This window comes from Roseovarius sp. (assembly GCF_040223625.1).
Lineage (GTDB): Bacteria > Pseudomonadota > Alphaproteobacteria > Rhodobacterales > Rhodobacteraceae > Roseovarius.
The window spans coordinates 1-24,176 of sequence record NZ_JAVKFX010000048.1; the positions used below are offsets into that span (position 1 = coordinate 1).

Below are 24,176 nucleotides of genomic sequence, written 5' to 3' on the forward strand. Positions count from 1 at the left end.
ACAAGCCTCCGCCGCGTGCTCCGAGCAGCTCACCCGACACACCCGACGCGAGGGGCACAAATCGGGGCACTTCCGGACCAAGCGCAGGTCGCGCCGTCCATCGGTTTAAATCTCGGAGAAGCTATGGCTGGGGTGGTAGGATTCGAACCTACGGTACACGGTACCAAAAACCGCTGCCTTACCACTTGGCTACACCCCAACGTGACGCGCGTATTACTCCGGTCGGTGCGGCTGTTCAAGCCCGGATTGGCAGAAATTCTCGGCTTTTGATGTCGGCATGCGATCGGGGGCGGTCACTCGAGGATTTCGTCCGCCGCGACGCCCCAGATCGTGCCTTTCGGGGTCCAGCCCTCGTAGCCGGCCACCTCGAGACGGCACCATGTGGCGGTGCAGGTTTCGATGCGCGCGATCACGCCGATCTCGAGCCGGGCGACGACGAGCGAGGCCGGGTCGGGCTGGGCGCGGAGTTCGAGCATGTCCGTCTCGGCAATCGCCGTGCGCACGCCGGAGAGGAGCGAGTAATGCACCCAGCCGCCCGCGCCGTCGCGGTCGCGCACGCGGCGCCAGTGGCCGTGCTCGGCGGTGATCTCGAGCGGGATGTCCTCGTGCTTGAAGACCCAGTCGATACGGTGCGTGAGGCTGGGGCCGCGGCGCACGTTCGCCTCGGCCGCCTTCATCGAGACATAGCGTGGCAGGGGAAGGTTGGTGACCGGGCCGCGCTCCTGTGACCGGGCGGGCGCGGCGGTGGCCAGGGCGGAGATGACACAGGCAAAAATGGCCGGGGCCACCCCCGGAAACGCCGATTTCAGCGACATGTTCGAATTCCTGCTCTTCAATGCCAATGGGGTTCTTGTGCCCCGCTGTTTCCTGCGCCAGTCTGGCATCATCGCGCGGTCTTTGGAAGTCAAAGGAGGAGCTTCATGCCATCTGCCCGTCTGAGTGTTGTCGTTACGCGACGCCTGCCCGAGCCGGTCGAGCGCCGGATGCAGGAGCTCTTCGACGTGCGCCTGCGCGAAAGCGATACGCGGATGACGCGCGAGGAGCTGGCCGAGGCGGTGGCGACGGCAGACGTGCTGGTGCCGACGATCACCGACCGGATCGATGCGGGGCTGATCGCGCAGGCCGGCGAGAAGCTGAAACTGATCGCCAATTACGGCGCCGGGGTGGACCATATCGACGTGCACACGGCCCGCCAGCGCGGGATTCTCGTGTCGAACACGCCCGGCGTGCTGACCGATGACACCGCCGACATGACCATGGCGCTGATCCTGGCGGTTCTGCGCCGTATTCCGGAGGGGCTGGCCACCATGCAGTCGGGCGAATGGCATGGCTGGTCGCCCACCGCGCTGCTGGGCGGGCGCGTGGCCGGGCGGCGGTTGGGTGTCCTCGGGATGGGCCGGATCGGGCAGGCGGTGGCCCGCCGGGCCGCGGCCTTCGGGATGCAGATCCACTACCACAACCGCCACCGCCTTCGGGAGGAGACCGAGGAGGAACTGGGCGCGCGCTATTGGGAAAGCCTTGACCAGATGGTGGCGCGGATGGACGTGATGTCGATCAACTGCCCGCACACTCCCTCGACCTTTCACCTGATGAACGCGCGGCGGCTGAAGCTGATGAAGCCCGATGCGGTGATCGTGAACACCTCGCGCGGCGAGGTGATCGACGAGAACGCGCTGACAAGGATGCTGCGGGCGGGGGAGATTGCCGGGGCGGGGCTCGACGTGTTCGAGCATGGCACCGAGATCAACCCGCGCCTGCGGGAGCTGAAGAACGTGGTGCTGCTGCCGCATATGGGCTCGGCGACCAACGAGGGGCGGATGGAGATGGGCGAGAAGGTGCTGTTGAACATCAAGACCTTCGATGATGGGCACCGCCCGCCCGACCAGGTGGTTCCATCGATGCTTTGACGGGGGAACGGCGCCACGAGGGCGCCGTTCTTCGTTTGCTCAGAGGGTGATGATGGTGGAACCGGTGGTTTCGCGGGCTTCGAGCGCGCGATGGGCCTCGGCGATGTCCTCGAGCTTGTAGCGCTGGCCGATATTCGTCTTTACGTCGCCGCTTTCGACCTTCTCAAACAGGTGTTTCGCCATCGCCTGGCAACGATCGTGATCAGCGAGGAAGGTAAAGAGCGTCGTCCGGGTCATCTTGAGCGAGCCCTTGGAGGCCAGCGTCAGCAGGCTGACCGGCTCGACCGGGCCTGAGGCGTTGCCGAAGGAGATCATCATGCCCAGCGGCTTGAGGCAGTCGAGCGAGGCGTCGAACGTGTCCTTTCCGACGCCGTCCATGACAATGTCGACGCCCTTGTCGCCGGTGATCTTCTTCACCTCGGGGGCGAAATCCTTATCGCGGTAGTTGATGCAGTGGCTGGCGCCCATGTCGAGGGCGAGCTTGCACTTTTCGTCGGTTCCGGCGGTGCCGATCAGTTCGATTCCTTCGGAGCGGGCCCATTGGCAGGCGAGCAGGCCGACGCCGCCGGCGGCGGCGTGGAAGAGCACGGTCTGGCCTTTCTCCAGCGGCCAGGTGCGGTGGAAGAGGTATTCGACGGTCATCCCCTGCAGCATGATCGAGGCGGCGTCTTCGAAGGAAATGCCGTCGGGCAGGGGGCAGACCTGGGCGGCGGGCATGACGCGAGCGTCGGAATAGGCGCCGGGGGGCACGGCGGCATAGGCGGCGCGGTCGCCTTCCTTCAGGTGGGTCACGCCATCGCCCACCGCCTCGACGATGCCGGCGGCCTCCATGCCGAGGGCGTGGGGCAGGGGCAGGGGGTAGAGACCCGTGCGCTGGTAGACGTCGATGTAGTTGAGGCCACAGGCCTTGTGGCGAATGCGGATTTCGCCCGGTCCGGGGTCGCCCACCTTGGCCTCGGTCAGTTTCAGTTGCTCGGGGCCGCCGGCCTGTTCGATGATGACGCTACGTGACATGGGCGCTTCCTTGGATGTTGCGTGGATTTGCGCGGCATTAGTGCATGGATTGCGGGGCAGGCTCAACCGGTTGCCTGCGAGCGCGCATTGCGACAGAGTTCTGGCAACTCCCCTTGCCACAGGAGGCCGTCATGCGCCGCTTCATCCTCTGCCTGTCCCTTTGTCTTCCGCCGGTGGCCCTTACGGCCCAGCAGGCCGCCGATGCCGTCGAGCCGGAGGCCGCGGGGGCGGGGCAGGTTGCCGTATCCGAGCAGACAATGCACGCGCTCGAGGCGAAGGCGGCCGGGCGGCCGGTGGAGGCGCAGGACTGGATGGTCGCCGCGGCCAACCCGCTGGCCGTCGAGGCCGGGGCACGGGTGCTGGAGCAGGGCGGCACGGCGGCGGACGCGATGGTGGCCGTACAGGCGGTGCTGGGGCTGGTCGAGCCGCAAAGCTCGGGGCTTGGCGGGGGCGCGTTCCTTGTCTGGTACGATGGCGAGAGCGGCGAGGTGACGACGCTCGATGGCCGTGAGACCGCGCCGCTGGCGGCGACGCCGCGGCTGTTCCAGGACGAGGCGGGCGAGCCGCTGGATTTCTACGATGCCGTGGTGGGCGGCCGGTCGGTGGGGGTACCGGGGACGCCCGCGCTTTTGAAGGCGGCCCACGAGGCGTGGGGCCGGTCCGAGTGGCCGGGGCTGTTCGACGAGGCGATCCGGCTGGCCGACGAGGGATTCGCGGTATCGCCCCGGCTGTCGACCATGGTGGCGGGGGACGCGATACGCCTCACGCGGTTCGCGCCGACGCGGGCGTATTTCTTTCCCGAGGGCAAGCTGCCGGAGGTGGGGCAGGTGCTGAGGAACCCGGACTATGCCGAAACGCTGCGCACGCTGGCCAGCGAGGGGCCGGCGCCGTTCTACACGGGCGATATCGCCAAGGGCATCGTGGCAACCGTGCAGGGGGCGCCCGGCAACCCGGGCGTGATGGAGGAGATCGACCTTGCCATCTACAGCGTGAAGGAGCGCGCGCCGGTTTGCGTGCCCTATCGCGGTTACGAGGTGTGCGGGATGGGGCCGCCCTCGTCGGGGGCGCTGACGGTGGGGCAGATCCTGGGGCTGCTGGCGCCGTTCGACCTGGCCGCGATGGGGGCGGAGAGCGCGGAGGCGTGGCGGCTGATCGGCGATGCCAGCCGGCTCGCCTTCGCCGACCGGGGGCGGTACATGGCCGATACAGATTACGTACCGGTGCCGGTGGAGGGGCTGGTCGAGCCAGGCTACCTGGCGGAGCGGGCGGAGCTGCTGAAGGGTGAGGCGGCTCTGGAGGAGGTTGCGCCGGGCGCGCCGGAGTATGACCACGCGCTCAACTGGGCCGACGATGCGTCGATCGAGTTTCCCTCGACCTCGCATATCTCCATCGTCGACGGGTATGGCAACGCGCTTTCGATGACGACGACGATCGAGAACGGCTTCGGCTCTCGCCTGATGGTGCGGGGGTTCCTGCTGAACAACGAGCTGACCGATTTCTCCTTCACCAGCCACGAGGACGGGCGGCCCGTGGCCAACCGGGTGGAGCCCGGCAAGCGGCCGCGCTCGTCGATGGCGCCGACCATCGTGCTGAAGGATGGCAAGCCGGTGCTGATCGTCGGCTCGCCCGGGGGCAGCCGGATCATCGGGTACGTGGCCAAGACGATCATCGCCCATCTCGACTGGGGCATGGATGTGCAGGAGGCGGTGGCGCTGCCGCACCTTGTGAACCGGTTCGGGACCTATGACGTGGAAGGCAGGCTGGTGAGCGACGAGCTGGTCGGCGCGCTGGCCGGCATGGGGTTCGAGGTGAACCGGAACGTGCTGACCTCGGGGCTGCACGCGATCTCGCTTCAGGAGGGCGGATTGCTGGGCGGGGCCGACCCGCGCCGGGAGGGGGTGGCCATCGGGCGGTAGGCCCGCGCCACCCAATCGCCGCCCCTGATCCCGATTTCCGCCCCAATCCGGTGCGATCACCACGCCAACCGGAGAAAGAGCGGAGCTATTCAATGTTCAATCCCTACGCCATCGGGTTCGTCTGCGTGGCCGCCAGTTTCGTCGTGGGCGCGGATTACGTCGTGCAGGCCAAGGCCAACGGCTCGTTCCCCGGCGAGTACGCGTTTTCCGAGTATGTCGGCTCCTACAATGCTCGCCTCGGCGAGACGGTAAGCGCCATCGACACCGCGCGCCGCCAGTCGAAGGAGGCCCATATCCACCTGCCGGAGGCCCCCGAGGGTTGGGAGCGCCGGGCGTGGAAGGATCCGAACCCCGATGCCGACGAAAAGCTGGCAGGCCTGCCGCTGACGACGCAGATGGCGGTCCGGAAGGAACTCAAGAAGGCGGCGCAGGTCGCGCTGTTCGACACGTGGGATTACGTGCGCGGTGACGAGATGGTGCGCCTCTCGGCCCGCTACATAGGCAATGATTCCGAGGGGCGGGGGATCGTCGCGCTGGGCCACCTCGTGTCGGAATCTTTCTACGGCTCTACCGGCCCGACCTATGTGCCCTATGCCGTCGTGCAGGGTGTGCCGTTCTTCGAAGTCACCGGAGAAGACGTGCAGGGCGGCGCGCAGCTGGCGCTGGAAGCCTTCATCGGCGAGGACATCCTGATCGGGGTGGCCGCCAATGCCGAGGCCGACACGGTGCGCGCCTTCCTCGAGCTAATCGATTACGACAGCCTCAACCTGATGCTTGACGAGCCGGTTGCCGGTGTCGGCAGCGCGGCCCCGGCGTTGACCACGGCCGAAGAATTGCAGCTTGCCGAAAGTGCCGCCGCACTGCGCTATGGCGAGAAGACTCTCGCCCCGACGACGGGTCAGGGCGAAGCGGATGCTGCGCCCGAGCCGGAGGCGCCGGCGGCGACGGTCGTTAAGCTGAACGGCGGCAATGCGCTTGGCCAACGCACGGAAGACAGCGGCGTGAGCCGCCTGCAACTCTCCGGCGGCCGGTCCTGCCTGGGCGCCTCGAGCGGCCGGCTCTGCGACTGATCCACGCCTTTTCGTGACATGCACCGTCCGCCCGGGGTTTCACCACCTCGGGCGGCGTCGGTTTTAAGCCTGTTTATGTCGGCTGAAACCGCCGTGGCCATGCAGGAATGGTACATATGCGCCAACGCATGCACGAAGGAGTCGCAGCCCATGAAAACGCAAGTGAAAGCCCTGGTCGTCGGCGGCGGCGCCGTCGGTACGTCGATCGCCTATCACCTGGCCAAGGCTGGCTGGGAGGACGTGATGCTGGTCGAGCGCGACGAGCTGACCTCAGGCTCGACTTGGCACGCGGCCGGTCTGCTGCCGCTCTTCAACATGTCTTATGCGACGACGCATATCCACAAGTACTCGGTCGATTTCTACAAGACGCTGGAAGAGGAAACCGGGCTGAACGCCGGGTTCGCCGTGGTCGGCAACCTGCGCATGGCGCAGACGCAGGAGCGGATGGACGAGTACATGCTCTATGCCTCGACCGCCGAGACCTGTGGCGTGTCCTACGAGTTCCTGAGCCCCGACGAGATCAAGGCGCGCTGGCCGCTGATCAACACCGAGGATCTGGCCGGCGCGATCTATCACCAGACCGACGGCTACATTAACCCCGCCGACGTGACCATGGCCATGGCCAAGGGCGCCCGCCAGCGCGGCGTGATGATCGAGCGCAAGTGGCAGGCCGACAAGTTCGAGTGGATGGGCGACCACTGGGACGTGACGCTGACCAAGATGGTCGAGAAGGGCGGCAACCTCGTGCCCGGCGAAGAGCAGACGGTGATCAGCGCCGAGCACGTGGTGACCGCGTCGGGCAACCACGCGCAGCGGACCGCGAAGCTTCTGGGTATCAAGATGCCGGCCATCCCCGTCGAGCACCAGTTCATCGTGACCGACGCCGACCCGGCGCTGCAGAAATACCGGGCCGAGGGCAATGGCGAGCATCCGGTGATCCGCGATGCCGATGCGCAATCCTACGTGCGGGAGGAGCGGGGCGGCTGGATTCTGGGCGTTTACGAGAAGAACGCGCCGGCCTGCTTCGAATACGGTGTGCCCGACAGCTTCCGTGCCGACCTGTTCCCGCTCGACCTCGAGCGGATCGAGGAGCAGTACATGGCGATGATCCACCGCATGCCCTCGAGCGAGGAATGCGGGCTGAAGGACGATTTCAATGGGCCGATCTGCTATACGCCGGACGGCAACCCGCTTGTGGGCCCGGCGCCCGGGCTGCGCAACCTGTGGCTGGCCGAGGGGTTCAGCTTCGGGATCACCGCTGCCGGCGGCACCGGGTACTATCTCGCGCAGATGATGGTGGATGGCGAGGCTGAGATCGACATGGCCTCGCTTGACCCCAAGCGGTATTCGTCGAACTGGATGACGACGGAGTTCGCGGCGCGCAAGAACGAAGAGTGCTACGACCACGTCTACATCCTGCACCACCCCGACGAGGAACGCCCGGCCTGCCGCCCGCTGCGGACCGTGCCGGCCTATGATCGGCAGAAGGCGCGCGGCGCGCAGTTCGGCTTCGTCAACGGCTGGGAGCGGCCGAACTATTTCGGGCCGCTCGATGCGCCGGACAGTTTCGATCACGACGCCCGCAGCTTCCGCCGCGGCGAGTGGTGGCAATACGCGGTCGAGGAGGCCAAGGCGATCCGCGAGGGCGTGGGCCTGATCGACGCGTCGGCCTTCAGCAAGCATATCGTCAAGGGTGCGGGGGCGACCGCCTTCCTTGACTGGTTCACCTGCAACAAGCTGCCCAAGGTGGGGCGGATCAACCTGACCTATGCGCTGACCGCCAATGGCACGACGCGCACCGAGTACACGATCGTGCGGCTGGAAGAGGACAAGTATTACCTCGTCTCGGCCGGGGCGTGGACGGAGTATGACGCCGATTACCTGAAGAAGGCGATCGAGGACAAGGAGGCCGAGTTCGGCCGGATCGAGCTGCAGGACGTGACCAGCCAGTGGGGCGTGTTCGCCATTGCCGGGCCGAAGTCGCGCGATGTGCTGAACGAGGTGATCAAGGATGCCGACCCGGCGACCGCATTGTCGAACAAGCGGTTCCCGTGGCTGTCGGCGCGGCCGATCGAGCTGGGCATGTGCCCGGTCAACGCGATCCGCGTGGCCTATACCGGCGAGCTGGGCTGGGAGCTGCACCACCCGATGGAGATGCAGAACTACTTGTTCGACCTGCTGGAAAAGGCCGGGGAGAACCACGGCATGAAGCTGGTCGGTGCGCGGGCGCAGAACTGGCTGCGGCAGGAGAAGAGCTATCGCGCCTTCGGCAACGAGCTTGGCCGGGACGCGACGCCTCTGGAGGCCGATCTGCCGCGCTTCGTCGATCTCGACAAGGAGTTCCACGGCAAGGACAAGCTGGTGGAAACCGGCGTGCGGGTGAAGTGCTGCACCCTGCTGATCGACGGGCCGGAGGATGCCGACCCGTGGGGCCGCGAGGTGCTTTACACCGAGGATGGCACCCGCGTGGGCCGCTTGACCTCGGGCGGGTATTCGGTTCACTTCGGGAAGTCCATCGGCATGGGTTACGTCAAGCCCGAGCAGGCGGTGGAAGGCACGAAGCTGAAGGTCAAGATGCAGGACAAGCTGTGGGATGCCGTGGTGACCTGTGACAGCCCCTACGATCCGAAGAACGAGGTGATCCGCAAGGATGGATAAACCCGGCCGCCATCGGTACTTTCTTGCCCCGGTGGCGGCGGTTCTCTGCTTTGCGCTGGCATTTTTCTATCCGCTCAACCCCTTGTCCAACGGGGCGGAGAGCTATGCCAGCCGGGTCGCGGCGGCGAGTGCGGTGACCTATGTCTCGCTGCGCACGCTCAACGCGTTCCTGTCGACCGCGCAGGAGGCCGAGGTCGGCCTGTCGGTGGGCGCGTCGGCCTCGGTTCAGCCGCTCAAGACGCTGGAGCCGATCGACGACACGATCGAGAGAATCGCCTCTGTCGTTTTCGCGATGATGATGGTGTCGGGTGTGCTGTCGGTCGCCATGGGGCCTGTCGGCGCCATCGGGTTCGCGATGGCGGGGCTGGGCCTGCTGACCATGGTGGTGGTGACGCGCATGCGGGTGGGGCGGAAGCTTCTGCTGTATGGGGCGTTCTTCGCAGTTGCCTTGCCCTTGTCTTACTGGCTGTCCGGGTCGCTGGCCGATTTGATGACGGAGCGGACATGGACCGAGAACCAGCGCATCGTCAGCGAAATCATCGACGGGGTCGAGACTGCGCCGCCGGAGGCGGAGGATGAGGGCTGGTTCTCGGGCTGGTTCGAGCAGGGGGATGCCATTGCCCGCTACAGTTCGATGGCCTCGCGGATCGTGTCGGAGGCGGATGTGCTGATCCAGAGCTATATTGAACTGCTGGCGGTGCTGCTGTTCAACCTGATCCTGCTGCCGATGACCCTGATCGGCGGGGTCTTCGTGCTGTTCCGCTGGGTGGCCAACGACGCGCTGGCGTAATCGCGGTCTAGAACGCTTCGGGCTTCGCCTCGCGCGCCATGTGGTCGAGCACGGCGTTGACGAACTTGGACTCGCGCCCCTCGGGGTAGAAGCTTTTGGCGATGTCTACGAATTCCATGATCACCACCTTGGGCGGGGTGTCGGAATTGACCATCTCGGCCCCGGCGGCGCGGAAGAGGGCGCGCAGGGTCGGGTCGATGCGGTCGATCTTCCACTCGGCGACGATGGCGCGGTCGGTCATCTGGTCGATCTTCGCCTGCCAGGTCACCGCGTCGTCGAGCAGCTTGCGAAAGAGGTCGATATCGCCGTCGGCCATGTCGACGCCTTCATCGAGTTCCGCGCCGAACCGGTGCGAGAGGAATTCCTGCACCACGGAATTGACGCTTTGCTGCGAATGCTCCATCTGGAATAGCGCCTGCACGGCATAGAGCCGCGCGGCCGAGCGCATGCGCCGCTTCTGGTTGCCGGAAACTGCTTTGACGTCGTCGGTCATGCCTTTGGGGCGTCCTTGTCGTGATCGGATCGTGTCGTGTCGGGCTCGGGCAGGAAGCCCACGCCCTTGCGACGGCCGCCCCACTTACGGCCCAACGCGACCAGATGCAAGGCTGCCGCCGCGGCGCCGGCGCCCTTGTTCATCTGGATCGGGTCGGCGCGGGCGACGGCCTGATCGCGGTTCTCGACCGTGAGGATGCCGTTGCCCACCAGCGTGCCCTGAAGCCCCAGCAGGGTGATCCCGCGCGAGCTGTCGTTGCAGACCGTGTCGTAATGGGTCGTCTCGCCCCGGATGACGCAGCCGAGCGCGACGTAGCCGTCGAACTTGGCCATCCGGTCGGCCATGCCGATGGCGGTGGGGATTTCCAGGGCGCCGGGCACCTCGACGATCTCGTGCGTGCCGCCGCTGGCCTCGATCTCGGCCACGGCGCCGGCGATCATCATGTCGGCGATGTCGCGGTAGAAGGGGGCCACCACGATCAGGAGTTTCACCGGGTCGGTGAAGGTGGCGCGGGGCAGGGTGTATTCGGTTCCGGCCATCAGGATTTTCCTTGGCTGAGGGGCTTTGTGCCGACGATGGTGATGCCGTAGGCGTCGAGCCCGAGATAGCGGGTGTCGCGGTTGTCGGACAGCAGGATCAGCTTGTGCAGGCCCATGGTCGACATGATCTGGGCGCCGAGGCCGGTCTGCTTGATGGTGCGCGGGCCCTCGTCTTCCTCGATCTCGCCGGCAAGCTTGGGGCGGGGCTGGCGGAAGAGGAAGACGGCGCCGCGGCCTTCCTCGGCGATGATGTCCATGGCGCGGGGCAGCTTGCCGGTGGGGCGGCCCTCGGCGGCCGAGAGACCGATGCCGAGCACGTCTTCCAGCGCGTTGAGCGCATGGGCGCGGGCCAACACAGGCTTGCCGTCGGAGATGTCGCCCTTGGTCAGGACCACGTGTTCCGTTCCTGTGATCTGATCGGCGAAGATGCGCATCTGCCATTCGCCGCCGTGGGAGGAGGTGACCGTGTCGCGCCGCACTTCGCGGATCAGGTTGTCGTGCTTGTGGCGATAGGCGATGAGGTCGGAGATGGTGCCGATCTTGAGGTTGTGGGCCTCGGCGAATTCCACGAGGTCGGGGAGGCGGGCCATCGTCCCGTCTTCCTTCATGATCTCGCAGATCACGCCGGAAGGGTGCAGCCCGGCGAGACGGGAGATATCGACCGCCGCCTCGGTATGACCGGCGCGGACCAGCACGCCGCCGTTGCGGGCGCGGAGCGGAAAGACGTGGCCCGGCGTGGCGATCTGGGCCGAAGTGTTCTGGTCGTTGATCGCGGTGGCGATGGTGTGGGCGCGGTCGGCGGCGGAAATGCCGGTGGTCACACCTTCGCGCGCCTCGATCGAGACGGTGAAGGCGGTTTCGTGCCGCGACGAGTTGTTCACCGCCATCATCGGCAGGCCGAGCCTGTCGATCCGTTCGGCCGTCATCGGCAGGCAGATCAGGCCGCGGCCGTGGGTGGCCATGAAGTTGATCACCTCGGGCGTGGCGAATTCCGCGGCGACGACGAGGTCGCCCTCGTTCTCGCGATCCTCGTGGTCGACGAGGATGAACATCTCGCCCTTGCGGGCGGCGGCGATGATTTCCTCGGTGGACGAAATCGCGCTTCGCAGCTCGTTTTCGACGGGTCCGGGTTTTTCAAAGGCGTGGGTTTCGGACATCTCGGCTCCCCGGGGGCGGTGCAGGACTGCCAGATAGCGCAGGGGCGATGCAATGGCCAGAGCGGAATCCGGTGGCAGAAATACGCGTGCGACGTGAAATCGCGGGGGCGCGCCCGGAGAATTCCTTGAGAACGGGGCATGGTGTGCTAGAGTCAATGGCGCACCTCGAAAAGGAGTCGCACACCATGCCCAAGCTTATCAGCCTCTATATCAAGAATGTCGCCATCGGCTTCGGACTTGCAGGGGTGTTCGTGGGCATGCTGCTGTGGTTCGACATCGCAAATCTCTGGCACCTGATCAGCACGTCCGACAAGGGCTGGATCGCGCTGTTCGTGTTGTGGGTCTCGAACGGCGTGATATTTGCCGGCGTGCAGTTCGGCATCGCGGTGATGCGTATGAAGGATGACGACGACGATGACGGCCCCGGCGGCGGGCTGCGTCAGCAAGTCGACATGCGGCGCGAATACGCGACCATCCCGGTGCGGGCCGACCAGGGGAACCGGGCGTTCTGGGAAAAGCGGTAGGGCTTCCGATATATTGCACGTGATGATGCCGCGCGGGTCAACCGACGCGGCATTTTCTTTGCGATTTCGTCGTTGTGCGGAATGTGTGACGGGCCCGCACGCAACCGTTTGGTTATCTCATTCCCGAGGACCTGCATGTACAGGTGGGCGCCGGGTAACCGGACCAGGGCCCGGACAGAGCCAGCTCCCTCGGAATTATTTAAGGCCACCGGAATGCAACCGTTCACGAGAAGGGCAGCACCCGTCACGCGCAATAGGTAAGCTGCGGAAGGGCCCAGAGCAAGGGGTCTGTCAGTCTTCTTGTGTCACGAAACCGTATTCGCGAAGCTGCTCGGGCAGCAGCACGTAGATCTCGTCGGGCGGGGTGGCCAGAGCGTGGGTCATCACCATCGGGTCGATGCCCATGTCGTTGAGGTAGACCATCACCTCGCCCTGTCCGGCCTGGATGTCCTCGACCGCGAATGAGGCGGGGAGGATCGTGCTTTGGCCGAAGTAATGCTGGTGCATGCCGACCTGCGCGCTGTCGTCGATGTCGCGCGTCGCGCCGCCGACGAGGATGTAGGGGCAGGCAGAGAGGCAGAACTCGCCCGCCAGCATCTGCGTGCCGATCTCACGGTCGCGCAGGTGGCGGCCAAGCTCGAGCGCGTCCTGCACCGAGCCGCCGGGGGATTGCAGGACAAGGGTTTCGGGCGTGGGCGTGGCCTCGGACAGCAGTTTCTTGACGCGGGCGCCGTCGCCCTCGGCCACGGCGCCTTCGAGCCGGTAGGTGGCGCCCTCGATCTGGGTCAGCATCAGCCGCTCTGGCAGTTGGCCGGGGTCGCGGGCGGGCTGGGTCGGCGGGCGGTCGCGCTCGGGGCGGTAGGTGCGGCGCTGGTCGCCGGGTCGGACAGGCTCGGTCAGGCGCGGGGCGTTCGGGCCGAGGCCGGGAAGGGAGAGGCGGCCTAACTGCACGTCGCCCAGGACCAGCATGGCGCCGATGCCGAGCTGGAAGATCAGGATAGCGGTGAGGATGCGGCCGACGCCGTTGCCCGTCTTCTCCTTTGGGTTCGGCTTTTCACGCGGGTCGTTGCTCATGAAGAGCCGCCGGTGATGCGCTTGATCTTGTTGCCGTCGGCATCGCGGGCGGGGGGCTCGTCATGGTGGTCCATGGCGGCGTCGACCTCCCGTGCGGCGGCCAGCGCGGCGCGCAGTTCCGCCAGTGTCAGCATGTCCTCGACGGTGGTGCCGTCGCGGCCCGTGCGGATGGCCGACTGGGTGATGGCGAGGATCAGGACCAGCACGGCGGGCAGCAGGTCGATGGCGATGGCGCCGGCCCAGGAGGGCACGAAATTGCCGGCATAGAGGATCACCGCGTCGGCGGCGGAGATGGGCGTGTAGGTCACTTCCGGGGCGGAGGGGAGGTTAGCCACCTCCTGTGCCGCGCTTTCGAGCGTCGCGGCACGCTGGCCCAGCACTTCGAGGACGGAGGTGATGGTGGAGGATTGGCTGTTCCGGCTTTCGGCGGTGCTGCCGTCAAGCTCGGGCAGGACGACGGAATCGGCGAGGTCCTGCGCGGCGCGGGCGACGAGGGGGGCGACGGTGAGTTGCCGGAGCTGGGTGATCAGGCCCTGAAGGCGCACGGCCAGTTCGGAGAATTCGATGGAGCGTGCCTCGACCGGGCCCGGCTCGACCGTGAGCGCGCGCATCCGGCTGAGGATCTGGTTGCCCTCGGTGAAGGCGTTGTCGACAAGCGGCGTCTGCTGGGCGATCTGGGTTTCCAGCGCGGTAAGCTCCGCCGCTTTCTGGCGCAGGACGCGGAACACGGCGCCGCGACCGGCGAGGCCGGAGAGGTTGCCGGTGGCCTCCTGTTCGCTGAGATCCTCGAAAGACTGGCGCACGCGGGCGACGTCGCGTTCGAGGGCCTGACCGGTCAGGGCGACCTCGTGGGCGCGCTCGAGGCTGGTCTGGTAATCCTGCACGGTCTTGGCGAGGTGTTGTTCCACAGCGGCCGACCCGGCAAGTGCTGCGGCGTTGAGCCAGCTCGACATGGCGACGATGGCCAGCGAGCCGAGCCCCATGGCGCCCAGAAGGCCCAGCCGCGCCTGCCGGGAATTGACCGCCGGGAAGAGGCGGAGGAGGTAGGACCAGAAGACGAAGATGCCGACCGAGACGGCGACCGAGTAGGCGATGGCGGCGAAGGCCGACATGGCGCCGGTGTCGTCGAGCAGCGAGGAGACGCCGAGATAGGTGTAGATGCCCGAGGCCACCGCCAGCACGCCAAGCGCGGTGCCGGAGAAGCTGTTGAGCCAGTCCACGTGGCCTTCCAGTTCGCGGGCATAGCGCACACCCCGGCTGCGGGCGGTTTCGGATTTCGTTTCGGACATGGTCTGGCGCTTTCGGTTGGGCAGGAACGGGGCGGAACCCCTTGGGAAGTATGAATTGGTTGAGACAAACATCAAGCTCACAAAGGCGGGCCTTACGGTCACGTGAAGGAAGGGGTTGCCAATGTTCACGTATTGTTCATAAATTGGGGCCATGACGCAGGTGCTGTACCCCTCCGACACGATGCTGCCGGGCCAGTTGCTGGCCCGCGGGGTGTGCCGTCACCTTGCGAGCCATGACTTCGTCTGCGTCGAGGAGTTCATGCCGGAACGGGGCCGCCGGGTAGACGTGATGGCGCTGGGACCGAAGGGCGAGATCTGGGTGATCGAGTGCAAATCCTCGCGCGCGGATTTCATGTCGGACGGGAAATGGGAAGGCTACCTGGGCTGGTGCGACCGGTATTTCTGGGCGGTCGACGAGGCGTTCCCGTCGGACCTGCTGCCGCCGGAGACGGGGCTGATCATGGCCGATGCCTATGATGCCGAGATCATCCGCATGGCGCCGGAGGACAAGCTGCCGGCGGCGCGGCGCACGGCGCTGACGCGGCGCTTTGCCCGCCACGCGGCGCGGCGGCTTCAGGCGCTGCGCGATCCTGTCTTATGAGCCGCGTTTTTCCGCGGCCTTGGCGGCGGACATGATTTCCTCGGCAATCTCGCGGGCCTCGTCGGGCTCGAAATCCATGGGGATTTCAACGCCGTCCGCCTCGACGTAGATGCGCACCATGCCCTGATCGGTCGGCCCGATCTGCAGGTTCGCCTCGATGTCACGTTCGGTGTTGATGCCCATGGTGCCCTCCTGAAAAAGCGCTCTGCAGGTATATCGTTCCGGCTTGAAAGACAAGCCTGCAAACGGTTTGGTTGTTCCATGGAGACCATCGCCATCCGCCCGTTTGCGCCCCGCGACGCCGACTGGATCGTCGCGCGGCATGGCGTGCTTTATGCGCAGGAGGCGGGGTTCGACGACAGTTTCGGGGCCCTGGTGGCCGAGATCGTGGCGGATTTCGTGGCCTCGCATGACCCGGCCTGCGAGCGGGGCTGGATTGCCGAGCGGGACGGGCGGCGGCTGGGCTGCATCTTCTGCGTGCGGCTGGAGGGGGAGGTGGCCAAGCTGCGGCTGTTCCTGGTGGAGCCCGAGGCGCGGGGCACGGGGCTGGGCAAGCGGCTGCTGGAGACCTGCCTGGATTTCGCGAAGGCGCGCGGATACCGGCGGTTGAGGCTCTGGACGCATGAGAGCCACCGGGCGGCCTGTGCGCTCTACAAGGCGCGGGGGTTCACCTGCGAAAGCTCGGTTCCGGTGCGGTCCTTCGGGCAGGCGCTGGTCGAGCAGAGCTGGTCGATCGCTCTCTGAGCCCGGCGTGATATTTCGCGGCCCGTTCTGGAGGATCGCCGCGGGCGGAGGGTGAGCCAGGCGGAAATTTGGCGTGAGGCGCTGTCACACAGGCGCTTTTCCCGGTTGCATCGGGCGGAGAGCTTTGGCATACGAGGCTCCAGTCTCGGCATCTGACGGTTTCGCCTGTGCCGGGACGGATTGGCAGTGCCGCCTTAGCTCAGTAGGTTAGAGCGCTAGATTGTGGATCTAGAGGTCCCCCGTTCGAGCCGGGGAGGCGGTACCATCTTCCCCCCAGTTTCGCATGTCCGGCGGTCATTCCACCTGGAGGGTCTGGCGCAGCTCGCCGCTGTCGAGGTCGAAGATCAGGATCCGGTCGTCGGAGGTGACGACGGCGTACCAGTCGGCGCCTTTCGTGAAGGCGGTGGGGGTGGTGCCGTCGGGCAGGGTGATGACATCGGGCAGTTCGGGGCCGAAGGCATCCGAGAAGCGGATGACAAACAGCACGACGATCACTATGAACCCCAGAATCATCGTCGCGGTCAGCACCGTGACCAGAATACGCAGGTATTTCACGGTTCCGGCATCGACCGGCTGTTCGTGGGAGTTGTCCGCCATGGGGTCGTCACCCTTGTCTTTCCGGATCGCGGCCGCGCCGCCGCCCCGCCTTGATAAGGCGCTTTCCCGCGATGTGCCAGAGGGGGCGGCGCTGTCGCGCACGCGGCTGGCACGGCTGATCGCGGAGGGGCAGGTGCGGGTGAACGGCGCGGTGGTGACCGATGGCAAGGCGCGGGTGGCCGAGGGCGACCTGGTGGAAATCGAGGTGCCGGAGGCGGGCGAGGTCGAGACGGTGGCGCAGGAGATTGCGCTCGACGTGGTCTACGAGGACGGCGACCTGATCGTCGTGAACAAGCCCGCCGGGATGGTGGTGCATCCCGCGCCGGGGAGCCCCGAGGGCACGCTGGTCAACGCGCTGCTGCATCACTGCGGTGACACGCTGTCGGGCGTGGGGGGCGAGAAAAGGCCGGGGATCGTGCACCGGATCGACAAGGAGACCTCGGGCCTGCTGGTGGCGGCGAAGTCGGACCGGGCGCATCATGGGCTGGCGAAGCAGTTCGAGAAGCACAGCGCGGAACGGGTTTACCTTGCGCTGGCCTATGGCTGCCCGGATGCCGCCGACCCGAGGCTGCGCGGGACGCGGGGGGTGTCGTTCGAGCCGGGCAACGTGCTGAAGATCACCACGCAGCTTGCCCGGCACCGGACCGACCGGCAGCGACAGGCGGTGCTGTTCGATGGCGGGCGGCACGCGGTGACGCGGGCGAGGGTGCTGGAATGTTTCGGAAATCCGGGCGCGGTGAGCCTGCTGGAATGCCGGCTGGAGACGGGGCGGACGCACCAGATCAGGGTGCATATGGCGCATGCCGGGCACGGGCTGATCGGTGATCCGGTGTATGGCGGGCGGCGAAAGCCGGCGGCCAATGCCTTGTCCGAGAACGCTTTTTCGGCCCTCTACGGGTTCCGCAGGCAGGCGTTGCACGCCGCCGTTCTGGGCTTCGAGCACCCGGTTTCGGGCGAGTGGCTGCGGTTCGAGGCGCCGCTGCCGGCGGATTTCGCCGGGGTTCTGGAACTGCTGCGGGGCTGACATCGTTTGCACGGTTGCGTGAGAACGTTGTCACAGCTCTGGCCAAATCAGCGGAAGAGGTTCATGCTAATTTAAACTATTCGGTTCAGTTGGGTTGAATCGACCCCTACGTCATCTTAAATCAATGTTAACAGGTTAAACATTGGTTAACCGGTTCACTTGGAGGAACGAGGCTTTGGCTAACTACGCAAATCTTCCCGCACCGACGCCGGAGGGCGGGCTTAACCGGTATCTGCAGGAAATCCGCAAGTTTCCCCTGCTGGAGCCCGAAGAGGAATACATGCTGGCCAAGCGCTGGGTCGAAGGGCAGGACACCGAGGCCGCGCACCAGCTTGTCACCAGTCACCTGCGCTTGGCGGCCAAGATCGCCATGGGCTATCGCGGCTACGGCCTGCCGCAGGCCGAGGTGATTTCCGAGGCGAATGTGGGCCTGATGCAGGCGGTGAAGCGGTTCGATCCCGAGAAGGGGTTCCGGCTGGCCACCTACGCGATGTGGTGGATCCGCGCCAGCATCCAGGAATACATCCTGCGCAGCTGGTCGATGGTGAAGCTTGGCACGACGAGCGCGCAGAAGAAGCTGTTCTTCAACCTGCGCAAGGCCAAGTCGCGCATCGGCGCGCTGGAGGATGGCGACCTGCGCCCGGAAAACGTCAAGCAGATCGCGCATGATCTTGGCGTGACCGAGGACGAGGTGATCTCGATGAACCGGCGGATGTCGGGCAGCGACGCGTCGCTGAACGCCACGGTCGGCTCGGACGAGGACAGTTCGATGCAATGGCAGGACTGGCTTGAGGACGAGGACGCCGACCAGGCCGCCGATTACGAGAAGCAGGACGAGCTGACCGCGCGGCGGGAATTGCTGGCCGAGGCGATGGACGTGCTGAACGATCGCGAGAAGGACATCCTGACCCAGCGGCGGCTGAACGACCAGGCGGTGACGCTGGAAGAGCTGAGCGGCCAGTATGACGTGAGCCGCGAGCGTATCCGGCAGATCGAGGTGCGCGCCTTCGAGAAGCTTCAGAAGCGCATGCGCAGCCTTGCGCACGAAAAAGGCATGTTGCCGGCTGTCTGAGGTCTTTCAGCATCTGTCAAATCGCAGTAGCCTTCCCGCGTAGTCCGTGGGGAGGCTTTTTCATGACCGGCGTTCCGAATTCGTTAATGGTCCGGCCGGTCGTGGGAACGGCGGCGCGCCGGCTGGTGATTGGCCTGCTGGCGGCGGCGCTGGTGGCCTGTTCGCCGCGGCAGGCGGCGCAGTTCGCTGCGCCCGACCCCTCGGCCAGTATCGAGCGGATCTACGTGGCGACCGAGCTGGATCTCGACGACCTGGGCCGGCAGTTCGGGCAGGAGCGTCCGAGGGGGCTGAAATACCTGCATGTCGACGTGTCGATCCCGCCGACCCATTCGCCCGGCAAGGTGGAATGGCCCGAGGGCCCGCCCGACGCGGCGACGGATTTCGTGATGACCGGCAGCCAGGTTTATCGCGGGGCCGATGACATGGTGGGCGCGATGCGCCACCGGACACCGGGTACCGAGACGCTGGTCTTCGTGCATGGCTACAACAACACGTTTTCCGACGCGGTCTATCGTTTTGCGCAGATGCGGGCCGATTTCGGCACAACCGGGCCGGGGGTCGTGTATGCGTGGCCCTCGGCGGGGGATCCGCGCGGTTATGCCTATGACCGCGACAGCGTGCTGTATTCGCGGGATGATTTCGCGCAGGTGCTGGGCGCCCTGACGCGGACGGGGGATGATAGGGTGTTCCTGCTGGCGCATTCGATGGGCGCGCAGCTGGTGATGGAGACGCTGCGGCAGGCGGCGCTGCGCGGGGACCGGGCGCTTCTGAACCGGATCAACGGGGTGGTGCTGATGTCGCCGGATATCGACCCGGACGTCTTTCGCATGCAGGCCGAGGCGATCGGACGGCTGCCCAAACCGTTCCTGATCTTCGTCTCGCAGCAGGACCGGGCGCTGTCGCTGGCCGGGTTTCTGACCGGGCGCAAGCCGCGGCTGGGCACGATCGACAGTGCCGAGCAGCTCGAGGGGATCGAGGAGGTCCGGGTGGTGGATTTCACCGCGCTGGGGGATGGCGAGGGGCTGAACCATGCCACCGCCGTGACCTCGCCGGCCGCGATCGAGGTGTTGAAGGGCATGATTTCGCAGTTCGAGAGCGGGGCGGAGGAGTTCGAGGATTACATGGTGCTCGACGCCGATATGTAAGGCGGCGTGGGGCCATCGGAAGCTCTTGTAATTTCCCGGTATTGGCGCATCTTGGGCGCGGTTCGCGTCAATGGGAGGGGCGGCGCATGCATGCCATAGCGGATACGAAAAGCCTTGTGGCCGACGGGGTGATCGACGCGCGCCAGGCGCGCGTGATCGAGGCGCGGGCGCGCGAGACGATGGTCGCGCTGGCGATCAACTCGATCCTGTGTTTCGGCATCGTGGCGGCGACGGCGGGGCTGATCTTCTGGCTGGCCAACGCGGTGTCGGTGGCGGTGTTCGGGGCGCTGGCGCTGGCGGGCGGGCTGGTGCTGCTGGCCAGGGGCGGCGAGATGTACCGGATGTTCGGCAATGCCGCCGCGCTGATCGGGGCGGGGATGCTGATCGGCGGCGGGGTGTTCGAACTGATCGACAAGTACGAGGGAAGCGCCGGCTGGGTGATGCTGTTCGCCGGCGTGCCGGTCGCTGTGGCGGGGGCCGTGGCGCTGTGGCGCGGGGCGTGGACGACGCATTTCGTGACCGGGGCGATCTTCCTGATGGGCGTGGCGTTGCATCTGGGCGGCTGTGCGCTGGTGCTGATCCAGTACGAGGTGACCGGGCTGCCGGTGGCGGCGATGTATCTCTATGCCAGCCTGCTGATCGCCGGGGCCGGGATGCTGACAGATGTGCGGCTGGTCACGGCGCTGGCGATCGCGCCATTTGCGCAGATGCTGGACACCGGGACGGCCTATTTCCATGCGGCTTACGTGTTCTATTCGCCCGAGCCCACGCTGACGATCCTGCAGATGGGGGTGATGGTTCTGTTGCTGATCTGGGCCAAGAACGTGTGGCCCGAGCGCTGGGCCCGACATGCGCGGGTGCTGTCGGTGCTGGGGTTCATCGTGGCGAGCCTGTGCGCGCTGGTGGGCTCGCTCTGGGGCGACGTCGTGGGCGAGACCATGTGGGGGCCGGGGCGGTTCAGCGACCCGGACCAGACATGGGAGGAGTTCGAGGCGCAGCGCGAGGCGTTCCGGGAGGGGACGCTGGTGATCTCGCACCACGTCTATTCGGTCGTGTGGGCGGTGGTGCTGGCGGTGGTGATCTATATCGCGGCCGTGCGGGCGAACCGGGGGATCTTCAACGCGGCGATGACCTTTGCGGGCATCCATGCCTATACGCAGCTCTTCGAGAGCTTCGGGGACGAGCCGCTGGCCTACGTGGTGGGCGGGCTGGCGGCCATTCCGCTGGCCTGGGGGATGTGGCGGCTGAACGGGTGGATGACGGCGCGGCAGGAGCCGGGGTGACGTGAAACGGGCCGGAAAGCGGCAGCTTTCCGGCCCGTGTGTTCGAAGCTTTTCGGCTCAGTCCTCCATCGCCTCCAGCTCGTCGATGAAGCGCGAGATCATCGACAGGCCCTTGTCCCAGAAGGCCGGGTCGGAGGCGTCGAGGCCAAAGGGGGCCAGAAGCTCCTTGTGGTGCTTGGAGCCGCCGGCGCGGAGCATGTCGAAATACTTGTCCTGGAAGCCCTCGGGGTTCTCCTCGTAGACCGCGTAGAGCGCGTTCACCAGACCGTCGCCGAAGGCGTAGGCGTAGACGTAGAACGGGGAGTGGACGAAGTGCGGGATATAGGCCCAGAAGCTTTCGTACCCGTCCATGAATTCGAAGGCCGGCCCGAGGCTTTCGCCCTGCACCGACATCCACAGCGCGCCGATGTCTTCGGGCGTGAGTTCGCCGTCGCGGCGGGCGGCGTGGAGTTTGCATTCGAAGTCGTAGAAGGCGATCTGGCGGACCACGGTGTTGATCATGTCCTCGACCTTGCCGGCGAGCAGGACCTTGCGTTCCTGTTGGTCCTTGGCGGCGTCGAGCATCTTGCGGAAGGTCAGCATCTCGCCGAAGACGCTGGCGGTTTCGGCCAGGGTCAGCGGGGTGGAGGAGAGCAGTTCGCCCTGGTCGGCGGCGAGCACCTGGTGGACGCCGTGGCCGAGCTCATGCGCCAGCGTCATCACGTCACGCGGTTTGCCGAGATAGTTGAGCAGCACGTAGGGGTGGACGTTGGTCACGGTGGGGTGGGCGAAGGCGCCGGGGGCCTTGCCCGGCTTGACGGCAGCGTCGATCCAGCCCTTGTCGAAGAAGGGTTCGGCGATCTCGCCCATGCGGGGGTCGAAGGCGGTGTAGGCGTCCATCACCATGCCGCGGGCGGTGGGCCAGTCGACGGTCTTCTTCTCTTCCATCGGCAGGGGAGCGTTGCGGTCCCAGACCTGCATGGTGTCGAGGCCGAGCCACTTGCGCTTCAGCTCGTAATAGCGGTGGCTGAGCTTGGGGTAGGCGGCGACGACGGCGTCGCGCAGGGCCTCGACCACTTCCGGCTCGACATGGTTGGCGAGGTGGCGGCCGGTCTGGGCCGTGGGCATCTGGCGCCAGCGGTCGACGACTTCCTTTTCCTTGGCGCAGGTGTTGTGGACGCGGGCGAAGGTGCGGATGTTCTCGCCAAAGACGCGGGCGAGTTCGCGGGCGGCGGCCTCGCGGTTGGCGCGCTCGGGCTCGGTGAGGAGGGTGAGGGTGCTTTCGATGCCCAGCTCCTCGCCGTCGACGGTGAAGGTGAGCCCGGCGATGGTTTCGTCGAAGAGGCGTTCCCACGCGTCGCCCACGACGCCGAGGTCGTGCAGGAACCTCTCAAGCTCGTCGGAGAGCTGGTAGGGCTTCATCGCGCGGATGCGGTCGAGCACCGGCTTGTAGCGGGCGAGCGCTTCGTTCTCGGCATACATCGAGGCCAGGGCGTCATCGTCCAACCGGTTGAGTTCCAAGGTGAAAAACACCAGCGGGGTGGTGTAGTTGGTGATCTTTTCCTGGCAGTCGGAGAGGAACTTGGCGCGGCCCGGATCGGTCGTCACCTGGTGGTACCGGAGGCCGGCGAAGGACATGATGCGGCCGGCGATGTTGCTGATCTTCTCGTCGCGTTCGATGCAGGTCAGGAGGCCGGCGGCGTCGAGCGAGGCGAGCTTGCCCTCGTAATCGGCGGCGAAGGCGGCGCATTCGGTTTCCAGCCAGTCGAGATCGCGCTGGAGTTCGGGGGCGTCCTCGGAGCTGTAGAGATCGGTCAGGTCCCATTCCGGCAGGTCGCCAAGGTTGTCGGAGCCGGAGCTGGCATTGGCGTCGAAGGCGGGCCGGGGCAGATGGATCATGAAGCTCTCCTGTCAGGTTTGGGGTCAGACATAGAAGCAGGTGGCGGCGGGCTCAAGCGGGGAGATTGTCGCGGAGTCCGGCGATATGGAGCGAATCGGGGTTAACGGCCTGAAATGGCGGGATTTCCGGTTTCGGTATCGCGTCGGTATTACGTCGGTATTACGTCGGTATTTTGGGCGGTGCCCGCCCCGGAAGACGCAGGGTTAACCGGGCGGGCGTTGGGTTTGCGCGCCGTTAACGCCTCAGAACCGTTGTTCGAGGGTGGCGTGAAAGGCGCTGCCGCCGCTGCTGTCTGTGGCCGAAAGGATCCAGGACGTGCTGTCGCGCAGGATGAAGTCGGCCGCCACGCCATAGGCGTCGTCGGTGTCCTCGAGGCTGATCTCGCCGAAGGCCAGCAGGTCGAGCCCCTTGGTGGGCGACCAGGCGAAGTCGAGCGCCAGCGTGTCGGGCCGGGCGTTGGCGTCGGGGTGGAGATAGGCGAGGCCGATGCGGGTGGCGCCGAAATCGTAGCTGCCGCCGAGCTTGGCGTTGATGCCGTCGTTGGTGAGGGCATCGGCCCAGACGCCTTCGACGGCGCCGGAAAGAGTGAAATCCTCCCACTCGCGGGAGACGGCGAGGGCCAGGGCCGTGAAGTCGCCCTTGTTGGCATGGTGGGCGGAGGCGGCGAATATGGTCTGGCCGAAGCTGCCGGTATAGGAGACGCCCGCCGGCACGGCGGCGCGGCGGATGGGTTCGACGGTGGCGAGCGACCGGGTGTATTCGACCCGGTCGAGGCCGACGCGGGGGGCGGCGTGGTCGAAGGTGGATTTCAGCACGGTGTCGTAGACCGAGGGGGTGAAGCCCACGCGCCAGGTGTCGTTCCAGGTGAGCGCGACATAGGTTTCGTGCGGGCGGCCGGGCTTGCCGGCGAAGCCGTAGAAGCCCAACTCGGCGCCGAGGGGGACGGTGCGGAAGAAATCGAAACCAACGATGATGTCGGCGGCGCCGATGCCTTCGCCGCCATAGAGGCTGGTGGCGCCGACACGAAGCTCGCCGTCGATGTCGAGTTGCTGGGCGTGGGCGGTGGATACGCAGATACAGAGCGCCAGGGCGGCGCAGACTACTCGGAACATGGCCTCGGCCTTGTGATTGTTATCGCGGGGGAAGATGCACCAGGGGACGGGAATAGGGAAGCGGGAAAGGGTGGGCGTGGGATCTGGGGTGGTTGGCGTGGTGTTATTGGCATTATCGTACCTGACCTCGTGGCTGGTACACGCCCGGAACAAAGCCGCGCCTTGGCGCGGCGCCGGGCGAGCGCCGGCCCGTCCCGGCGGGCAGGCGCTTTGGCGGATGTTGCGCGGCATCTCCATCTGGGATGTGATCGGGGCCATAAAGTGCTGGCCATCATCGTTGCAGCGCCT

23 protein-coding genes and 2 tRNA genes are annotated in these 24,176 nt (G+C 66.2%); 13 read left to right on the forward strand and 12 right to left on the reverse strand.

What is annotated here, in order from left to right:
- Positions 1-124: 124 nt before the first annotated feature.
- Both RLN94_RS14280 and RLN94_RS14285 read right to left on the reverse strand, forming a co-directional pair.
- Positions 125-199, reverse strand: a tRNA-Gln gene (locus RLN94_RS14280).
- Positions 200-293: 94 nt separating this feature from the next.
- Positions 294-815 (reverse strand): SH3 domain-containing protein, encoded by a 522-nt coding sequence (locus RLN94_RS14285; protein ID WP_350133035.1) that lies wholly within the window; start codon positions 813-815, stop codon positions 294-296.
- A 105-nt stretch (positions 816-920) separates the two neighbouring features.
- Between RLN94_RS14285 and RLN94_RS14290 the strand changes: the two genes are divergently transcribed.
- The gene (locus RLN94_RS14290) at positions 921-1,907 is read left to right on the forward strand and encodes a 2-hydroxyacid dehydrogenase (protein WP_350133037.1); all 987 of its coding nucleotides are present in this window, start codon (positions 921-923) and stop codon (positions 1,905-1,907) included.
- Positions 1,908-1,946: 39 nt separating this feature from the next.
- On the opposite strand, the gene RLN94_RS14295 is transcribed toward RLN94_RS14290, so the two are convergent.
- Positions 1,947-2,921: a quinone oxidoreductase family protein gene (locus RLN94_RS14295; protein ID WP_350133039.1), complete on the reverse strand. Its 975-nt coding sequence runs from the start codon at positions 2,919-2,921 to the stop codon at positions 1,947-1,949.
- Between the two features lie 131 nt (positions 2,922-3,052).
- Between RLN94_RS14295 and ggt the strand changes: the two genes are divergently transcribed.
- From ggt to RLN94_RS14315, 4 genes are all read left to right on the forward strand, one after another.
- Complete coding sequence (gene ggt / locus RLN94_RS14300; RefSeq protein ID WP_350133041.1) at positions 3,053-4,837, forward strand: gamma-glutamyltransferase; 1,785 nt, start codon at positions 3,053-3,055, stop codon at positions 4,835-4,837.
- Between the two features lie 92 nt (positions 4,838-4,929).
- A complete protein-coding gene (locus tag RLN94_RS14305) occupies positions 4,930-5,907 on the forward strand; it encodes a hypothetical protein (protein ID WP_350133043.1) in 978 nt (325 codons plus the stop codon).
- Between the two features lie 150 nt (positions 5,908-6,057).
- Entirely contained in the window at positions 6,058-8,565 is a 2,508-nt protein-coding gene (locus RLN94_RS14310; protein ID WP_350133045.1) for a GcvT family protein, read from the forward strand.
- On the forward strand, positions 8,558-9,355 hold the full coding sequence (locus RLN94_RS14315; RefSeq protein WP_350133047.1) for a hypothetical protein: 798 nt from the start codon (positions 8,558-8,560) through the stop codon (positions 9,353-9,355). Before RLN94_RS14310 ends, RLN94_RS14315 begins: the two co-directional genes overlap by 8 nt.
- Positions 9,356-9,362: 7 nt before the next feature.
- Here RLN94_RS14315 and nusB read toward each other — a convergent pair whose 3' ends face one another.
- Genes nusB through ribB form a run of 3 tightly spaced genes read right to left on the reverse strand, consistent with a single transcriptional unit; the run spans position 9,363 to position 11,544 of the window.
- Positions 9,363-9,848, reverse strand: a complete 486-nt coding sequence (gene nusB / locus RLN94_RS14320) for a transcription antitermination factor NusB (RefSeq protein ID WP_350133049.1) — start codon at positions 9,846-9,848, stop codon at positions 9,363-9,365.
- Positions 9,845-10,387, reverse strand: a complete 543-nt coding sequence (locus RLN94_RS14325; protein WP_350133051.1) for a 6,7-dimethyl-8-ribityllumazine synthase — start codon at positions 10,385-10,387, stop codon at positions 9,845-9,847. Before RLN94_RS14325 ends, nusB begins: the two co-directional genes overlap by 4 nt.
- Positions 10,387-11,544: a 3,4-dihydroxy-2-butanone-4-phosphate synthase gene (ribB, locus tag RLN94_RS14330; protein ID WP_350133053.1), complete on the reverse strand. Its 1,158-nt coding sequence runs from the start codon at positions 11,542-11,544 to the stop codon at positions 10,387-10,389. Before ribB ends, RLN94_RS14325 begins: the two co-directional genes overlap by 1 nt.
- A gap of 185 nt (positions 11,545-11,729) precedes the next feature.
- On the opposite strand from ribB, the gene RLN94_RS14335 reads away from it, so the two are divergent.
- Positions 11,730-12,068 carry a hypothetical protein gene (locus tag RLN94_RS14335; RefSeq protein ID WP_350133055.1) on the forward strand — a complete coding sequence of 113 codons (339 nt, stop codon included), beginning with the start codon at positions 11,730-11,732 and terminating at the stop codon, positions 12,066-12,068.
- 291 nt (positions 12,069-12,359) lie between these two features.
- Here the strand turns inward: RLN94_RS14335 and RLN94_RS14340 are convergent, their stop codons facing one another.
- Both RLN94_RS14340 and RLN94_RS14345 read right to left on the reverse strand, forming a co-directional pair.
- Positions 12,360-13,142: a COG3904 family protein gene (locus RLN94_RS14340; RefSeq protein ID WP_350130901.1), complete on the reverse strand. Its 783-nt coding sequence runs from the start codon at positions 13,140-13,142 to the stop codon at positions 12,360-12,362.
- The gene (locus RLN94_RS14345; RefSeq protein ID WP_350130900.1) at positions 13,139-14,431 is read right to left on the reverse strand and encodes a hypothetical protein; all 1,293 of its coding nucleotides are present in this window, start codon (positions 14,429-14,431) and stop codon (positions 13,139-13,141) included. Before RLN94_RS14345 ends, RLN94_RS14340 begins: the two co-directional genes overlap by 4 nt.
- Positions 14,432-14,582: 151 nt before the next feature.
- On the opposite strand from RLN94_RS14345, the gene RLN94_RS14350 reads away from it, so the two are divergent.
- Positions 14,583-15,032 (forward strand): MmcB family DNA repair protein, encoded by a 450-nt coding sequence (locus RLN94_RS14350; protein ID WP_350130899.1) that lies wholly within the window; start codon positions 14,583-14,585, stop codon positions 15,030-15,032.
- On the opposite strand, the gene RLN94_RS14355 is transcribed toward RLN94_RS14350, so the two are convergent.
- The gene (locus RLN94_RS14355; protein WP_350130898.1) at positions 15,027-15,215 is read right to left on the reverse strand and encodes a DUF6324 family protein; all 189 of its coding nucleotides are present in this window, start codon (positions 15,213-15,215) and stop codon (positions 15,027-15,029) included. The two genes, RLN94_RS14350 and RLN94_RS14355, sit on opposite strands and share 6 nt — an antisense overlap.
- Before the next feature lie 78 nt (positions 15,216-15,293).
- On the opposite strand from RLN94_RS14355, the gene RLN94_RS14360 reads away from it, so the two are divergent.
- Both RLN94_RS14360 and RLN94_RS14365 read left to right on the forward strand, forming a co-directional pair.
- Positions 15,294-15,776 (forward strand): GNAT family N-acetyltransferase, encoded by a 483-nt coding sequence (locus RLN94_RS14360; protein ID WP_350130897.1) that lies wholly within the window; start codon positions 15,294-15,296, stop codon positions 15,774-15,776.
- A 188-nt stretch (positions 15,777-15,964) separates the two neighbouring features.
- Positions 15,965-16,041 (forward strand) — tRNA-His (locus tag RLN94_RS14365).
- A 29-nt stretch (positions 16,042-16,070) separates the two neighbouring features.
- On the opposite strand, the gene RLN94_RS14370 is transcribed toward RLN94_RS14365, so the two are convergent.
- Entirely contained in the window at positions 16,071-16,373 is a 303-nt protein-coding gene (locus tag RLN94_RS14370) for a DUF6476 family protein (protein ID WP_350130896.1), read from the reverse strand.
- Between RLN94_RS14370 and RLN94_RS14375 the strand changes: the two genes are divergently transcribed.
- The 4 genes from RLN94_RS14375 to RLN94_RS14390 all read left to right on the forward strand — a co-directional run bounded on the left by RLN94_RS14375 (position 16,372) and on the right by RLN94_RS14390 (position 20,897).
- Positions 16,372-17,397, forward strand: a complete 1,026-nt coding sequence (locus RLN94_RS14375) for an RluA family pseudouridine synthase (protein ID WP_350130895.1) — start codon at positions 16,372-16,374, stop codon at positions 17,395-17,397. The genes RLN94_RS14370 and RLN94_RS14375 overlap by 2 nt on opposite strands.
- A gap of 175 nt (positions 17,398-17,572) precedes the next feature.
- Complete coding sequence (gene rpoH / locus RLN94_RS14380) at positions 17,573-18,469, forward strand: RNA polymerase sigma factor RpoH (protein WP_350130894.1); 897 nt, start codon at positions 17,573-17,575, stop codon at positions 18,467-18,469.
- Positions 18,470-18,531: 62 nt separating this feature from the next.
- Positions 18,532-19,614 carry an alpha/beta hydrolase gene (locus RLN94_RS14385; protein WP_350130893.1) on the forward strand — a complete coding sequence of 361 codons (1,083 nt, stop codon included), beginning with the start codon at positions 18,532-18,534 and terminating at the stop codon, positions 19,612-19,614.
- Between the two features lie 86 nt (positions 19,615-19,700).
- Positions 19,701-20,897 carry a hypothetical protein gene (locus tag RLN94_RS14390; RefSeq protein ID WP_350130892.1) on the forward strand — a complete coding sequence of 399 codons (1,197 nt, stop codon included), beginning with the start codon at positions 19,701-19,703 and terminating at the stop codon, positions 20,895-20,897.
- 57 nt (positions 20,898-20,954) lie between these two features.
- Here the strand turns inward: RLN94_RS14390 and RLN94_RS14395 are convergent, their stop codons facing one another.
- Together RLN94_RS14395 and RLN94_RS14400 are read right to left on the reverse strand one after the other, a co-directional pair.
- The gene (locus RLN94_RS14395; RefSeq protein ID WP_350169156.1) at positions 20,955-22,775 is read right to left on the reverse strand and encodes a M3 family oligoendopeptidase; all 1,821 of its coding nucleotides are present in this window, start codon (positions 22,773-22,775) and stop codon (positions 20,955-20,957) included.
- Between the two features lie 243 nt (positions 22,776-23,018).
- Complete coding sequence (locus RLN94_RS14400; protein ID WP_350130890.1) at positions 23,019-23,888, reverse strand: porin; 870 nt, start codon at positions 23,886-23,888, stop codon at positions 23,019-23,021.
- Positions 23,889-24,176 lie beyond the last annotated feature (288 nt).

Bases quoted from the DNA above. Each gene is read 5' to 3' on its own strand.
- RLN94_RS14285 (WP_350133035.1), bottom strand. From the start codon at position 815: ATGTCGCTGAAATCGGCGTTTCCGGGGGTGGCCCCGGCCATTTTTGCC.
- RLN94_RS14290 (WP_350133037.1), top strand. From the start codon at position 921: ATGCCATCTGCCCGTCTGAGTGTTGTCGTTACGCGACGCCTGCCCGAG.
- RLN94_RS14295 (WP_350133039.1), bottom strand. From the start codon at position 2,921: ATGTCACGTAGCGTCATCATCGAACAGGCCGGCGGCCCCGAGCAACTG.
- ggt (WP_350133041.1), top strand. From the start codon at position 3,053: ATGCGCCGCTTCATCCTCTGCCTGTCCCTTTGTCTTCCGCCGGTGGCC.
- RLN94_RS14305 (WP_350133043.1), top strand. From the start codon at position 4,930: ATGTTCAATCCCTACGCCATCGGGTTCGTCTGCGTGGCCGCCAGTTTC.
- RLN94_RS14310 (WP_350133045.1), top strand. From the start codon at position 6,058: ATGAAAACGCAAGTGAAAGCCCTGGTCGTCGGCGGCGGCGCCGTCGGT.
- RLN94_RS14315 (WP_350133047.1), top strand. From the start codon at position 8,558: ATGGATAAACCCGGCCGCCATCGGTACTTTCTTGCCCCGGTGGCGGCG.
- nusB (WP_350133049.1), bottom strand. From the start codon at position 9,848: ATGACCGACGACGTCAAAGCAGTTTCCGGCAACCAGAAGCGGCGCATG.
- RLN94_RS14325 (WP_350133051.1), bottom strand. From the start codon at position 10,387: ATGGCCGGAACCGAATACACCCTGCCCCGCGCCACCTTCACCGACCCG.
- ribB (WP_350133053.1), bottom strand. From the start codon at position 11,544: ATGTCCGAAACCCACGCCTTTGAAAAACCCGGACCCGTCGAAAACGAG.
- RLN94_RS14335 (WP_350133055.1), top strand. From the start codon at position 11,730: ATGCCCAAGCTTATCAGCCTCTATATCAAGAATGTCGCCATCGGCTTC.
- RLN94_RS14340 (WP_350130901.1), bottom strand. From the start codon at position 13,142: ATGAGCAACGACCCGCGTGAAAAGCCGAACCCAAAGGAGAAGACGGGC.
- RLN94_RS14345 (WP_350130900.1), bottom strand. From the start codon at position 14,431: ATGTCCGAAACGAAATCCGAAACCGCCCGCAGCCGGGGTGTGCGCTAT.
- RLN94_RS14350 (WP_350130899.1), top strand. From the start codon at position 14,583: ATGACGCAGGTGCTGTACCCCTCCGACACGATGCTGCCGGGCCAGTTG.
- RLN94_RS14355 (WP_350130898.1), bottom strand. From the start codon at position 15,215: ATGGGCATCAACACCGAACGTGACATCGAGGCGAACCTGCAGATCGGG.
- RLN94_RS14360 (WP_350130897.1), top strand. From the start codon at position 15,294: ATGGAGACCATCGCCATCCGCCCGTTTGCGCCCCGCGACGCCGACTGG.
- RLN94_RS14375 (WP_350130895.1), top strand. From the start codon at position 16,372: ATGGGGTCGTCACCCTTGTCTTTCCGGATCGCGGCCGCGCCGCCGCCC.
- RLN94_RS14370 (WP_350130896.1), bottom strand. From the start codon at position 16,373: ATGGCGGACAACTCCCACGAACAGCCGGTCGATGCCGGAACCGTGAAA.
- RLN94_RS14385 (WP_350130893.1), top strand. From the start codon at position 18,532: ATGACCGGCGTTCCGAATTCGTTAATGGTCCGGCCGGTCGTGGGAACG.
- RLN94_RS14390 (WP_350130892.1), top strand. From the start codon at position 19,701: ATGCATGCCATAGCGGATACGAAAAGCCTTGTGGCCGACGGGGTGATC.
- RLN94_RS14395 (WP_350169156.1), bottom strand. From the start codon at position 22,775: ATGATCCATCTGCCCCGGCCCGCCTTCGACGCCAATGCCAGCTCCGGC.
- RLN94_RS14400 (WP_350130890.1), bottom strand. From the start codon at position 23,888: ATGTTCCGAGTAGTCTGCGCCGCCCTGGCGCTCTGTATCTGCGTATCC.